The 13,416-nt window shown below is 69.6% G+C and carries 11 protein-coding genes; 8 read left to right on the top strand and 3 right to left on the bottom strand.

What is annotated here, in order from left to right; genetic code table 11:
* Window positions 1-14 precede the first annotated feature (14 nt).
* The 3 genes from ACWPN7_RS07190 (at window position 15) to ACWPN7_RS07180 (ending at window position 3,324) form a co-directional block, all read left to right on the top strand.
* Window positions 15-404: a hypothetical protein gene (locus ACWPN7_RS07190; protein WP_040134941.1), complete on the top strand. Its 390-nt coding sequence runs from the start codon at window positions 15-17 to the stop codon at window positions 402-404.
* Between the two features lie 138 nt (window positions 405-542).
* Window positions 543-1,577, top strand: coding sequence for an ABC transporter substrate-binding protein (locus tag ACWPN7_RS07185; RefSeq protein ID WP_459197165.1), 1,035 nt, complete (start codon window positions 543-545; stop codon window positions 1,575-1,577).
* 19 nt (window positions 1,578-1,596) lie between these two features.
* Entirely contained in the window at window positions 1,597-3,324 is a 1,728-nt protein-coding gene (locus tag ACWPN7_RS07180; protein ID WP_459197166.1) for an ABC transporter permease, read from the top strand.
* Between the two features lie 117 nt (window positions 3,325-3,441).
* On the opposite strand, the gene ACWPN7_RS07175 is transcribed toward ACWPN7_RS07180, so the two are convergent.
* On the bottom strand, window positions 3,442-4,524 hold the full coding sequence (locus ACWPN7_RS07175; RefSeq protein WP_459197167.1) for an ABC transporter ATP-binding protein: 1,083 nt from the start codon (window positions 4,522-4,524) through the stop codon (window positions 3,442-3,444).
* Window positions 4,525-4,589: 65 nt separating this feature from the next.
* Here ACWPN7_RS07175 and ACWPN7_RS07170 point away from each other — a divergent pair, with 65 nt between their 5' ends.
* From ACWPN7_RS07170 to ACWPN7_RS07160, 3 genes are all read left to right on the top strand, one after another.
* Entirely contained in the window at window positions 4,590-5,729 is a 1,140-nt protein-coding gene (locus tag ACWPN7_RS07170; RefSeq protein ID WP_459197168.1) for an MBL fold metallo-hydrolase, read from the top strand.
* 62 nt (window positions 5,730-5,791) lie between these two features.
* Window positions 5,792-7,039, top strand: a complete 1,248-nt coding sequence (locus ACWPN7_RS07165; RefSeq protein ID WP_459197169.1) for a cation:proton antiporter — start codon at window positions 5,792-5,794, stop codon at window positions 7,037-7,039.
* Window positions 7,040-7,168: 129 nt separating this feature from the next.
* Window positions 7,169-8,404 (top strand): YeeE/YedE family protein, encoded by a 1,236-nt coding sequence (locus ACWPN7_RS07160; RefSeq protein ID WP_459197170.1) that lies wholly within the window; start codon window positions 7,169-7,171, stop codon window positions 8,402-8,404.
* A gap of 67 nt (window positions 8,405-8,471) precedes the next feature.
* Here the strand turns inward: ACWPN7_RS07160 and ACWPN7_RS07155 are convergent, their stop codons facing one another.
* Together ACWPN7_RS07155 and ACWPN7_RS07150 are read right to left on the bottom strand one after the other, a co-directional pair.
* Window positions 8,472-10,097, bottom strand: coding sequence for a calcium-binding protein (locus tag ACWPN7_RS07155; RefSeq protein WP_459197171.1), 1,626 nt, complete (start codon window positions 10,095-10,097; stop codon window positions 8,472-8,474).
* Window positions 10,098-10,315: 218 nt separating this feature from the next.
* Window positions 10,316-11,218 carry a LysR substrate-binding domain-containing protein gene (locus ACWPN7_RS07150; protein WP_459197172.1) on the bottom strand — a complete coding sequence of 301 codons (903 nt, stop codon included), beginning with the start codon at window positions 11,216-11,218 and terminating at the stop codon, window positions 10,316-10,318.
* Window positions 11,219-11,352: 134 nt separating this feature from the next.
* Here ACWPN7_RS07150 and ACWPN7_RS07145 point away from each other — a divergent pair, with 134 nt between their 5' ends.
* Together ACWPN7_RS07145 and fghA are read left to right on the top strand one after the other, a co-directional pair.
* The gene (locus ACWPN7_RS07145) at window positions 11,353-12,468 is read left to right on the top strand and encodes an S-(hydroxymethyl)glutathione dehydrogenase/class III alcohol dehydrogenase (protein WP_174436646.1); all 1,116 of its coding nucleotides are present in this window, start codon (window positions 11,353-11,355) and stop codon (window positions 12,466-12,468) included.
* Window positions 12,469-12,475: 7 nt separating this feature from the next.
* Window positions 12,476-13,339: an S-formylglutathione hydrolase gene (gene fghA, locus ACWPN7_RS07140; protein ID WP_149649807.1), complete on the top strand. Its 864-nt coding sequence runs from the start codon at window positions 12,476-12,478 to the stop codon at window positions 13,337-13,339.
* The last annotated feature ends 77 nt before the right edge of the window (window positions 13,340-13,416 follow it).

The raw sequence follows: 13,416 nt of genomic DNA, 5'->3' as shown, positions 1-13,416 counted from the left end.
GTTGCGGATTCTGCATGCGGTCGGAAACCGGCTCCCTGTGGTGCCGTGGCCTGTGCCGCGACATCTCTCTGGCCGAGTTGGTCCACCGCGTCCACGCGGTTCGCGACAACGCCATGCGGCTGGAGGTTTCCACCCTGCTGGTGACGAAGCCGCCGCGCCTGCACGCCGTGCCCGACGACAAGAACGCTCCCGCCGCCCGCGCCGCCCAGCTCCGCGGTGCGGCGGTGGACAGCATGGTCCGCAGCCTGCACCGCCTGCGCAGGAGCGCCAACGCCGTGGCGCGCTCCGCCGACCGGCTGGAGGCCACCCGCAACGCGCTGGGCCTCTGCAACGAGGAAACCGCGGCCGCCGAGCCCCCTTGCGCGGGCCGTCCCCTTTCCCTGTGCCGCCCCAATCGGGTATGACGCTGACGACCGTCCGGAACGGCCGCCGTCACGCAGCTGTCATGGTTCTGGCGTAAACAAGGGCCTTCGTTCGCATACCGGGGCACTCCAGAGGAGGCTCCGGACCGGCGGAGACGACCAGAGAGGGAAACGGGAGACATGAAGGCCAAGCGCACACACCTCGCCGCGGCGTTCGCCGCCATCGGAACGACCATCGCCGCCGGCGTGCTTCTGCTGGCCTTGCCCGCCCATGCCGCCGCCCAGACCACCACCGGCAAGCCGGCCGGGAAGCTGGTCCTCTACACCTCGCAACTCGAAGCCGACGCGAAGCAGACGGTGGACGCCTTCAAGGCCAAGAACCCCAGCGTCGAGGTCGAGTGGGTCCGCAGCGGCACGACTGAGCTGATGAACAAGCTCCGCGCCGAGATCGCCGCGGGCAGTCCGCAGGCCGATCTGCTGCTGATCGCCGACGCGGTGACCATGGAGTCGCTGAAGGCGGAGAAGCGCTTGCTGGCCTACACGGACGCGCCGGTCCAGGGCTACCGCCCCGGGACCCACGATCCGGACGGCACCTGGTTCGCCACCAAGCTGATCACCACCGGCATCGCCTACAACACGGCAGCGCCGATGAAGCCCTCCTCCTGGCTCGACCTCCTGAAGCCGGAGGCCAAGGGCACCACCGTGATGCCCAGCCCCCTCTATTCCGGCGCCGCCGCCATCCACATGGCCGCCGTGAAGGAGCAGCCGGACCTCGGCATGGCCTTCTACGAGAAGCTCCAGGCCAACGGCACCACCGCGGCCAAGGGCAACGGCGGCATCCTGAAGTCGGTGGCCAGCGGCGAAAAGCTGTACGGCGTCATCGTCGATTACTTGCCGATCCGCGAGCAGGCCAAGGGCGCCCCCGTCGCCTTCGTCTTTCCCAAGGAGGGTGTCAGCGCGGTGACCGAGCCGGTCGCCATCCTGAACACCAGCAAGAATCCCGACGCCGCCAAGGCCTTCATCGCCTTCCTGCTGAGCAAGGAGGGGCAGGAGCTGGCCTCCCGCCAGGGCTTCCTGCCGGCGCTGCCAGGGGTCGCTCCGCCGGCCGGCTTCCCGGACACCTCCTTCATCTCGCTGATGCCCTATGACCCGGCCAAGGCCCTGAAGGACGACGAGGCCAACAAGAAGGACTTCGCCGACCTGTTCGGCGGCTGAGCCCTTCCGGCGATTGAAAATGAGTCTAGCCACTTTCAGCGACCGGCGGCCTTTCCACACCGCCGGTCGTTTTTCCGTTTCCGGGGCGCCGCTGCTGTTCACGCTGGCCGGACTGATCGTCCTGCTGCCGATCCTGCGGCTGGTGTGGGAGGTCGCCGGGCCGATGGCGACAGGCGACCTGACGGCGCTGACCCGCGTGCTGACCTCCAAGATGACGTGGCGCGCCACCGGGAACAGCGTCGCCATCGCGGCGGGGGCGACGGTCGTGGCGGCGGCGCTCGGCGTGCCCTTCGCGCTGCTCTGCGGCCTGACCGACCTCAGGGGCAAGACGGCGCTGGCCTTCTGCCTGATCCTGCCGCTGATGATCCCGGCGCAGATCGTGGCCCTGTCGTGGATTCACCTCGCCGGCTCGGGCAGCCCGTTGCTGAAGCCGCTGGGCCTCGCCCCGGCGCCGGGCACGCCGAACCCGGTCTATTCCTCCGCCGGGATGATCCTGGTGATGGGGATCGAGCACGCGCCGCTGGTCTTCCTGGCCCTGCGCGCCGCCCTGCGCGCCGTGCCGCGCGATCTGGTCGAGGCGGCGCAGGCGGCGGGCGCCCGCCGCGGGCGGGTGCTGCGCACCATCGTCCTGCCGCTCAGCCTGCCGGGGCTGGCCGCCGGGCTGGCCCTGTCCTTCGTCGCGGCGCTGGGCAATTTCGGGGTTCCGGCGCTGCTCGGCATCCCGGCGGGGATTCCGGTGCTGCCGACGTTGATCTACCGGCGGCTGGCGGGGTTCGGCCCGTCCGTCCTGCCGGAGGTCGCGGTGCTGGCCGTGCTGATCGGCGCCATCGCCTGCGTCGGCATCGCCGCGCAGATGGTGCTCCAGGCGCGGGTGGACGCGCGGGTGATCGGGGGTTCGGCGCCCGCGGCGGTGCTGCGGCTGGGCCGGGCGCGCCGCCCGCTGGAAATCCTCTGCTGGGCCGTGGTGGCGCTGATCCTGGCGGCGCCGCTGGCGGCGCTGGCCTCGACCAGCCTGATCCGCGTCTACGGCCTGCCGCTGGGTCCGGAGACGGCGACGCTGGCGCATTACGCGACGGTGCTGGGGCTGGATCAGGTGGGGCGGGCCTTCACCAATTCCTTCGTCCTGTCGGGAGCGGCGGCGCTGCTGCTGGTCCTGCTGGCGATCCCGCTGGCCCACGCGATGGCCGGGCCGGGAAAGGGCGGGCGGCTGGTCCGCGCCGTCGGCGTGCTGATCGAGCTGCCGCACGCGGTGCCCGGCGTGGTGCTGGCCATCGGCTGCATCCTGGTCTTCCTGAAGCCGTTGCCGCTGCTGAGCGTCAGCCTCTACGGCACGCTGGGGATCATCCTGGCGGCCTACTTGGCGCGCTTCCTGTCGCTGGCCCTGCGCCCGGCCCAGGCCGCCTGCGCCGCGCTGGACCCGGCGATGGAGGAGGCGGCGCGCGCCTGCGGCGCCGGGCCGCTGCGCCGTCTGCGCACCATTGTGGCGCCGCTGGTGGCGCCCGCGGCGGCGGCGGGCGGGGTGTTGGTGTTCCTGACCGCCTTCAACGAGCTGACCGTGTCGATCCTGCTGTGGTCGCAGGGGCGGGAGACGCTGGGCGTCGTCGTCTACGCGTTGGAGGAGGGCGGCAGCCCGACGCTGGCCGCCGCGCTGAGCGTGGTGACGATTGCCGTGGTCGTGGCGGTGCTGCTGGCGGTCGGCTGGCTGGGCCGGCGGTTGCCGGCGGGAATCATTCCCTGGCGGGGGTGAGGCGTTCCTGAGACGGGCCCCCCTCCCGACCTCCCCCCGCTTCGCAGGGGGAGGAGATAAGGCCCTCCCCTGCGAGAGCGGGGGAGGGTTGGGTGGGGGCCCGACTCCCGAACTCCCTCATCCCCCCTCCGGCACCACCCACCCGTCGCGCACCGCGAGGCGCAGCGCTTCGCCCGGCGCGACCTGCGCGTCGCCGGACACCCGCAGGAGCAGGCGCACGCCCGGTGCGGCCTGCGGTTCGGCCTCCACCAGGACGAATCCGCCCTTGTAGGCGGCGCGCACCACGGTCGCGGCGATGGGACCGTCCGCCGCCGGCTCCAGATCCTCGGGCCGCAGGCAGACCAGCGCCGGCCCTTCCGGCTGGCCGGGGCGGCAACGGACCAGCGCCTCCGCTCCGAACAGGCGCACCCGCGCGCGGCCGGCCGCGACCGGACCCGTCACCACGCCGTCCACCACCGCGCCCTGGCCGACGAAGCCGGCGACCATGCGCGTTGCCGGTTCCCGATAGAGCGTGCGGGGCGCCGCCACCTGGGCCAGCCGCCCGTGGTCGAGCACCGCGATGCGCGTCGCCAGCGCCATGGCCTCGGCCTGATCGTGGGTGACGTAGACCATGGTGGCGCCGGTCTTGGCGTGGAAGTCGGCGAACTCCTCCTCCATCGCCGCGCGCAGATGCACGTCGAGGTTGGCGAGCGGCTCGTCCAGCAGCACCAGCTCCGGGCTCATCACGAGGCAGCGGGCCAGCGCCACGCGCTGGCGCTGGCCGCCGGACAGTTCGGCGGGATGGCGGGCGTCGAAGCCCGACAGCCCCACCGTGTCGAGCGCGGCACGCACCCGCCGCTCCCGCTCCGCACGGGGAACGCGGGCGGTCTCCAGCGGGTAGGCGACGTTGCCGGCCACCGTCATGTGCGGCCACAGCGCGTAGGACTGGAAGACGAGGCCGATCCGCCGCTCTTCCGGCGGGACGTGGGTGCCGGGGCCGGACAGGGTGCGGCCGCCGACCGTGATGCGCCCGCCGTCCAGCCGCTCGAACCCGGCGACCATGCGCAGCAGCGTGCTTTTCCCGCAGCCCGACGGGCCGAGCAGGGCGAGGAATTCCCCCGCCGCCACGTCGATGGTCACGCCGTCCACCGCGGGAGCGGGCGTCCCGGCATAGTGGCGGGAGGCGTCGTCGATCAGGAGAGCAGGCGTCTGAGTGGTCATGGCACCGGAAGTCGCGCTATTCAGGAAGGCGGCGAGGGATAGGCACAGTGCGGAACGGGGGCGTGATGTCAAGTGACGCTGCGATGACGGGGGCTGTGGCGGGGCGTGGGCAGAAGGTCCGGCTGCGCGCCCTGTCGGGGCTGGGGAACAAGGGGCCGGCCTGCTTCCTGGCGATGATCGGTGGGGCGCGGCTGCTGCTCGACTTCGGCGAGGGGCCGGACGCCGGGCGCCTGCCGCCGTTGAGCGGCGCAGGGCGGGTGGACGCCATCCTGGTCACCCACACCCACGGCGACCACGCCGGCGCCCTGGGCCTGCGCCACCGGGTCGGCAGCCCGCCGGTGTACGCCACGCCGCTGGCCGCCCGCCTCCTGCCGCCGACCGTCGCGGCCCTGCCGCTGCCGGTGCGCGGAACGGTGGAGATCCAGGGCGTTCCGGTGACCACCGGGCGGTCCGGCCACGCGCCGGGCGGGGTGTGGATCCACCTGGGTACGGAGGATGGCGGGATTCTCTACATGGGCGACCATTCCGACGAGTCGGCCCTGTTCCCCTTCGACCCGCCGCCGCCGGCGCGGCGGGTGATCCTCGACGCCTCCTACGGGCTGGACGACACCCCGCAAGCGGAGCGGCTGGCCGCGCTGGAGCCCTTCCTCCACGCGGGCGGCGCTCTGTTCCCGGTGGCGGCGGACGGGCGCGGGCCGGAGATGGCCCTGTGGGCGATGGACCATGGCGTCGTCCCGGCCATCGACGACGCCCACCGCGCCGCCATCGCCCATCTGCTGGCGGAGGCCGACACCGCCCTGCGGCCCGGCGCGGAGGAACGGCTGCGCCGGCTGCTCGACCGCGCCAAACAACCGGGCGACCCGCGCGACGTGACCTTCGCCGCCGGTCCCAACGCCACCAGCGGCACCGCCGCCGAGCTGGTGGAGCGCTGGGGCGGGGCGGGCGGGCTGGAGACAAGCGGACCGGACATCGTCTTTACCGGCTACCTCGCCGCGGGCACGCCGTCGCGGACCTTGGTCGATGCCGGCCGGGCGCACTATCGGCGCTGGAACGTTCACCCGACGCTGCGCCAGCTGACGGCGCTGGTGGCCGCCACGGGGCCGGAGCGGGTGCTGCCCGCCTTCGGCGACATCCGGCACCGGGAGGGCTGGCGGGCCGCCTTCGCCCCGGCGATCCTGGAGGGGCTGGACGCTCCGGAGGACTGAGCGCGAGAGGAACGCGGCGGGCACGCTGTTGGCATGGCTTGTCCCTTTGCCGACGGATGTCCATGGGCACCTTCGAGTTGCTGTCCATCCTCCTGACCCTGGCGGCGCTGTTCAGCTTTGCCAGCCGCGGCTTGCTCGGCCTGCCGGCGACGGCGGGGGTGTTCCTGCTGGCCTTCGGCTTCGCCTTCGCGACGGCGGTGGCGGGGACGCTAGTCCCGGCCATCGACATCCGCGTCTGGGAGGAGCGTCTGGTGACCAGCGCCCACCTGCCCGAAGCGCTGCTGGAGGGGGTGCTGGCCTTCCTGCTGTTCGCCGGGGCAGTCGAGCAGGACAGCGGTACGCTGTGGCGGCGGCGCTGGGCGGTGGCGCTGCTGGCGACGCTGGGTGTCGTGATCTCGACCGCCGTCATGGGCTCCGGCATGTGGCTGGTCTTCGACGCCATGGGCCAGCCGGTGCCGCTGATCTGGTGTCTGGTGCTGGGGGCGGCGCTGGCGCCGACCGATCCGGTGGCGGTGCTGGCCGTGCTGCGCAAGGCGCCGTTGCCGGAAGGGCTGCGCACCGCCATCGCGGGGGAGAGCCTGTTCAACGACGGCATGGGGGTCGTGCTGTTCACCCTCCTGCTCGGGCTCGCCACCGGGACCGACACCGACCTGACGGTAATGGGCGTTGCCTGGGACATCGTGAAGGAGGCGGGCGGCGGCGTCCTGCTCGGGCTGGTGACCGGCTCGCTCGCCTTCTGGGCGAAGAGTCGGGCGGACGACCCGGCGGTGGAGCTGTCGATCTCGCTGGCTCTGGCGGCGGCGACCTACAGCCTCGCCCAGCGGCTCGGCCTGTCCGGCCCGATCGCGGTCGTGGTGGCGGGGCTGCTGATCGGAAACACTGCCAAGCACCACGTCTCGTCGGAGCGGACGGGCTTCATCATGAAGGCTTTCTGGTCGATGGTGGACGCGATCCTGAACGCCATCCTGTTCATGCTGGTCGGGCTGGAGGCCGCGGTCGTGCTGTCCTGGCAGGCGCCGGTGATGGCCGCGGGGTTCCTGGCGCCCATGTTGGCGCTGGTGGCCCGGCTGGCGAGCGTGCTGCCCGTGGTCGCCGTCCATCTGCGCAGCCAGCGCAAGGTGGCAGCGACCGCCGTCCTGACCTGGGGCGGGGTGCGCGGCGGCATCGCCGTGGCGCTGGTCCTGTCGCTGCCCGACAACCCGCACCGCGACCTGCTGCTGGTCGCCTGCTACGCCGTGGTTGCCTTCACCATCATCGCGCAGAGCCTGACGCTCGGCCAGCTGGCCCGTCGCCTGTTCCCCGAGGGCTGACGGGTCATCCAGCGCAGGACAGGAATGCGCAGAACGGCCTTCCCTGTGGAAAGCGTCCCATTATTTACTGAAACCAATCAGGCAATCGCCTTTATCAACGAATCATTTTTGTTGTTTTGGAGTGTCGGGATGACGGACACGACTCTGGGCCGGGCGGCGGGTTCGGCCACGCTGCTGCCGGGCATCGACTGGCGGGTGGTCGCCGTGGCGCTGCTTGCCCTGGTGGGCGGCGGCCTGTGGATCGGCGACGCCGTGTCGGGGCGGCAGGCGGCGCTCTATCTGGTGGGCGGCGCCATGGGCCTCGTGCTCTACCACGCGCTGTTCGGCTTCACCTCCGCCTTCCGCGTCTTCATCGCGGACCGGCGCGGGACGGGGCTGCGGGCGCAGATGGTCATGCTCGCCGTGGCCTGCGCGCTGTTCTTCCCGGTGCTGGCGGCGGGGACGCTGTTCGGCACGCCGGTGAAGGGGCTGGTGTCGCCGGTCGGCCTGTCGGTGGTGGCCGGGGCCTTCCTGTTCGGCATCGGCATGCAGCTCGGCGGCGGCTGCGCCTCGGGCACGCTGTTCACGGTGGGCGGCGGCAGCACGCGCATGGTCGTGACGCTGGCCTTCTTCATCGTCGGCTCGGTGCTGGGCGCCTATCACCTGCCCTGGTGGCAGGCGCAATGGACCGCCGCCCCGGTGTCGGTCGTCGCCGCCTGGGGCTGGCCGGTGGCGCTGGCGGTCAACCTCGTCCTCTTCGCCGCCGTTTATGCCGGTACCCTCGCGCTGGAAAAGCGGCGCCACGGCCGCCTGATCGAGGGCGCCCCGGCCAGGACCGAGGGGCTGCGGCGCTTCCTGCGCGGTCCCTGGCCGCTGGTCTGGGGAGCGGTGGCTCTGGCCGTTCTGAACTTCGCGACGCTGGCGCTGGCCGGGCGTCCGTGGGGCATCACCTCGGCCTTCGCGCTGTGGGGCAGCAAGGGGCTGGCCGTGCTGGGCGTGGACGTCGCCTCCTGGCCCTTCTGGCAGGCGCCGGCCCAGGCCAGGGCGTTGCAGGAGAGCGTGCTGGCCGACGTCACCTCGGTGATGGATTTCGGCATCATCCTGGGCGCGCTGCTCGCCGCCGGTCTGGCCGGCAAGTTCGCCCCAGTGTGGAAACTGCCGCTGCGGTCGCTGGTGGCGGCGGTGGTCGGCGGGCTTCTGCTCGGCTACGGCTCGCGCCTCGCCTACGGCTGCAACATCGGCGCCTATTTCAGCGGGATCGCGTCGGGCAGCCTGCACGGCTGGGTGTGGATCGTCGCGGCGCTGGCCGGCAACTACCTGGGCACCGCGCTACGCCCGTACTTCGGCCTGGAGGTCGAGCGCACGCCGCGCCAAACCGCTTGCTGAACGGAGGGTGAATGAAGCCGGTGAGGCGTCGGATGGACGGCTCACCGGCTTCCCTTATCGAAAGGCGCTACGATCCGAAGGGCACGACCACGATGTCCAAGGCGGACAGAGACGTTCCGTTGTTGAAGGAGGCGATCATGACCGCCGCGCCGGAGCCGTTGCCATCGGCGTCGTAGAACAGAGAGGAGCGCATCGAGTCGAAGATGATGCGGTCATCCGCGTCGGTCGTCATGTCCAACGCGAAGACGCCCGGGTCGAGCGCTCCGTCCGGAAGACCGAAGGTCCAACCTTCCAGTTCGATGCGATCCACTCCGCTTTCGAAGTCATCGAGCGAGTACGTTCCCCACTCGTAAAAACCCAATCGGAAGGTGTCGGCACCGTCGCCGCCGACCATGAGGGTATGGCCACCGCCCCCGATGAGCGTGTCGTCACCGTCTCCACCGTAAAGAGTGTCATAGCCACCGCCGCCTTCCAGCCTGTTGGCCGCGGCGTTTCCGATCAGAATGTCGCTGTCGCTGGACCCGATGACATTCTCGATGCCGCTCAGCCGATCACCCTCGGCGTTGCTGCCACTTCCGATCCCGGTGGCAAGATCGACAGTGACGCCGCCGAAGATTGAATCGCTGTAATCCACCGTGTCGATGCCAGCGCCACCAACAAGCAGATCCGCTCCACGGCTGCCTTGGAGCGTGTCGTTTCCGGCCCCGCCGCGCAACGTTTCATCGAGGAAGCTTCCGATCAGCAAGTCGTTCCCGACTCCACCAAGAAGCAGATTGGCGCCAAAGCCACCCTCAATGGTGTCGTTTCCGGCCCCGCCACGCAGCGTTGCATCGCCGAATCCCCCGATCAGCCAGTCGTTTCCGGCCCCCCCGTCGATCTCGGTCACGCCGAAGGCATTGCGGGCGTCGAAGACGTCATCGCCGCCACCGCCAAAGACACGTTCGATTTCCCATAGGTTGAGGTCGACGTGCATGGAGACGTCCCCGCGGAAGACGACAGTGTCGAAGCCATTGCCGCCATTAACCGAATCCTCGTTGCCATCGACGTAGAAAATATCGTCGCCGTCGTCTCCCTGCAAAACGTCAGCGCCAAGTCCGCCGATGAATGTATCGTTGCCGCTGCCGCCCTGGAGGGTGTCGTTCCCATTGCCACCGAAAAGACGGTCGTCGCCGCTGCCACCCAGAAGAAGGTCGTCGCCGCCTCCACCAGAAAGCGTGTCGTCACCGTCCTCACCCTCCAGGGTGTCGGTGCCGCTCCCACCCGAAAGCGAATCGTCGCCGTCGTTGCCCTGAAGCCAATCGTCGCCCTCTCCTCCACGCAGCGTATCGTTTCCGTGTCCGCCGCCGAGCGTGTCATTGCCCCCGCGGCCGTTGATCTCGACATTCGTCCACACATGGATGCCAGTCAGGGCATCGTTTCCAGCGCTGCCAAAGGCACGTTCAAATCCCGCCAAACCGATGTTCGCCGTGACACCTTCACTTCCAAGCACAACCAGCGTGTCGTAGCCTTCGTCGCCGAAGAAATATTGATCTTGCGCATCGATATAAATAAGATCATCTCCTTCATTTCCTGATAGAAAATCGTCGCCATCTCCACCGATCAGCGTGTCGTTTCCTTCAAGCCCAACAAGATGATCGTCGCCTGATGTGCCTTCGAGAAGATCGGCTTCTGAAGTTCCAAAAATCGGCATCATTTTTCCCCCGATCGATTGCTTTCTGACGTCTGCGCTCTCAGACGTGCCATGTTTATGGCAACGAGGAGTCGAAATATGTGATGGCCGTCACTCGAAAATGGAGAATATGCTGTGGCAACTTGCCGCGCATGGCGACGTATGGAGAAATAAAAGCATCCTGAAGGTGTATGTGGACTTTTCTCCGGTGGATGAAATGGTCGAGCAAACGGTGCCAAGCCTCAGCGATATTCCGGCCGCCGGGCGAGCCCTTCCTTGAGATGCTGGATCAGCAGCCGCACCTTGGGCGACAGGTGGCGCTGCGGCGGGTAGACGGCCCAGGCGGCGGTGTTGGGCGGGCGGTGGGCCTCCAGAAGGGAGACCAACCGCCCGGCCGTCAGATGCTCCACTACATAATAATCGGGCAACTGGCACAGCCCGAAGCCGCGCAACGCGGCGTCCAGCACCGCCGTGCCGCTGTTGCAGCGCCAGCGCCCCTGCGGGCGGAACAGCCACTCTGGGCCGCCATCCTCCAGAGACCCCGCGTCGAAGGTCCAGCCGTCCGCGGTGCCGGTCAGGCAATCATGCTCGGCGAGGTCGGCCAGCCGGCGCGGCGTCCCGCGCCGCTCCAGATAGGACGGGGCGGCGCACAGATGCATGACCCGCGGCGCGATCCGCGTGGCGACGAGGCTGGAATCCATCAGCCGCCCCAGCCGCACCGCGAGGTCCACCCCCTCATGCACCAGATCCAGCCGGCGGTTGGTCAGCTCGATCTCGACGCGGAGCTGGGGGTGGCGCTCCAGGAAATCGTTGACCAGCGGGACGACGAACCGCTCGCCGTAGGCCACCGCGCAGGTCAGGCGCAGCAGGCCCTTGGGCTCCGCCTGGAGGTCGCTGACGGCGAGCAGCGCCTCGTCCCGCTCCTCGATCAGGCGGCGGCACTGGGCAAGCAGGGAGCGGCCGGCCTCGGTCAGCGTCACGCTGCGGGTTGTGCGGTAGAACAGGCGGGCCTGCAACCGGTCCTCCAGCCGCGCCACCTGCCGGCTGACCTGCGAGGAGGAGATGCGCAGCCGCTCCGCCGCGCGGGAGAAGCCGCCGCACTCGGCCACCGCCACGAATTCGTCGATGCCATCCCAGCGGCTCACCCGTCAAACTCCCGATTCCGTCCCGATTATCCCCATACGGCAACAATCCTCTCCAACATTGCAGCGTTGTCAACGCGCGCGGAATGCTAACGTCGATTATCAAAGAAACGCGAACGCATGGAGACGGTGGGATGGTGAAGTCACGCGCGGCGGTGGCCTGGGAAGCGAAGCGCCCCCTGGAGATCGAAGAGGTCGAGGTCGCGGCGCCCAAGCAGGGCGAGGTTCTGGTGCGCATCGTCGCCACCGGTGTCTGCCACACCGACGCCTACACCCTGTCCGGCATGGATTCGGAAGGGGTGTTCCCGGCCATCCTGGGCCATGAGGGTGCCGGCATCGTCGAGGAGGTCGGGCCGGGCGTCACCTCCGTCCAGGTCGGCGACCATGTCATCCCGCTCTACACGCCGGAATGCGGGAAGTGCAAATTCTGCCTGTCCGGCAAGACCAACCTCTGCCAGGCGATCCGCGCCACCCAGGGCAAGGGTCTGATGCCGGACGGCACCAGCCGCTTCACGGCGAAGGGCCAGCCGGTGTTCCACTACATGGGCACCTCCACCTTCTCCGAATACACGGTGCTGCCGGAGATCGCGGTCGCCAAGATCAACAAGGCGGCCCCGCTGGAGAAGGTCTGCCTGCTCGGCTGCGGCGTGACCACCGGCATGGGCGCCGTGCGCAACACCGCGAAGGTCGAGCCGGGCTCGACGGTCGCCATCTTCGGGCTGGGCGGCATCGGCCTGTCGGCGATCATCGGCGCCGTCATGGCGAAGGCGTCGCGCATCATCGGCATCGACATCAACCCCGACAAGTTCGAGATCGCCAAGCAGCTCGGCGCCACCGACGTGGTGAACCCGAAGGACTACGACCGCCCGATCCAGGAGGTTCTGGTCGAGATGACCGACGGCGGCGTCGATTACAGCTTCGAGTGCATCGGCAACGTCAAGGTGATGCGCGCCGCGCTGGAATGCTGCCACAAGGGCTGGGGCGAGTCGGTGATCATCGGCGTCGCCGGGGCCGGGGAGGAGATCAGCACCCGCCCGTTCCAGCTGGTCACCGGGCGCGTCTGGCGCGGCTCCGCCTTCGGCGGCGTGCGCGGCCGGTCGGAGCTGCCGGATTACGTGGAGCGCTACCTGAAGGGCGAGTTCGAGTTGGACACCTTCATCACCCACACCATGGGGCTGGAGGATATCAACAAGGCCTTCGACCTGATGCACGAGGGCAAGAGCATCCGTTCCGTCATCCTCTACAACCCGTGAGGACCGGATGGAGTCGCAACTGACCCAGATCGCGGCGAACCGCTGCTTCGGCGGCTGGCACAAACGCTTCCGGCACCGCTCCGCGGTGCTGGACTGCGACATGGTGTTCGCCGTCTATCTGCCGCCGCAGGCCGAATCGGGCGCCAAATCGGGCAAGGTGCCGGTGTTCTACTGGCTGTCCGGCCTGACCTGCACCGATGAGAACTTCATGCAGAAGGCCGGCGCCATGCGGATGGCGGCGGAACTCGGCATCGCCATCGTGGCGCCGGACACCAGCCCGCGCGGCCCCGACGTGCCCGGCGATCCGGACGGTGCCTGGGACTTCGGGCTGGGCGCCGGCTTCTACGTCAACGCGACGCGGGAGCCGTGGGCGAGGCACTACCGCATGCACGACTATGTGGTGCGGGAGTTGCCGGCACTGGTCGAGGCGGAGCTGCCGGTGACCGACCGGCGCTCCATCGCCGGCCATTCCATGGGCGGGCACGGCGCGCTGGTCTGCGCCCTGCGCAACCCCGGCCGCTACCGCGCCGTGTCGGCCTTCGCGCCGATCGGCAACCCGGCCAGCGTGCCGTGGGGCGAGAAGGCGTTCGAGCGGTTCTTCGGTACCGACTACGCGGCGTGGCTGGAGTGGGACAGCTGCGCCCTGCTGGGCCGCGCCACCGAGAAGCTGCCGATCCTGGTGGACCAGGGCGACGCCGACAGCTTCCTGGAGAAGCAGCTGAAGCCGGAGAACCTGCAGCGGGCGGCGGAGGCGGCGGGCCACCCGCTGACCCTGCGGATGCAGCCGGGCTACGACCACAGCTATTTCTTCATCGCCAGCTTCATCGACGACCATCTGCGCCACCACGCGGCGGCGCTGCTGGCCGACTGACGCGTTCCGCCCGGACATACGGCCCACCCATTCACGGAATGGGCCGTATGTCCGAACCGGTCTCCCATTCGTATCGA

Source organism: Azospirillum sp. UENF 312511, from assembly GCF_058780635.1.
The sequence above is the reverse complement of the archived record's forward strand: the minus strand, read 5'-3'. Positions and strand labels throughout refer to the sequence as shown.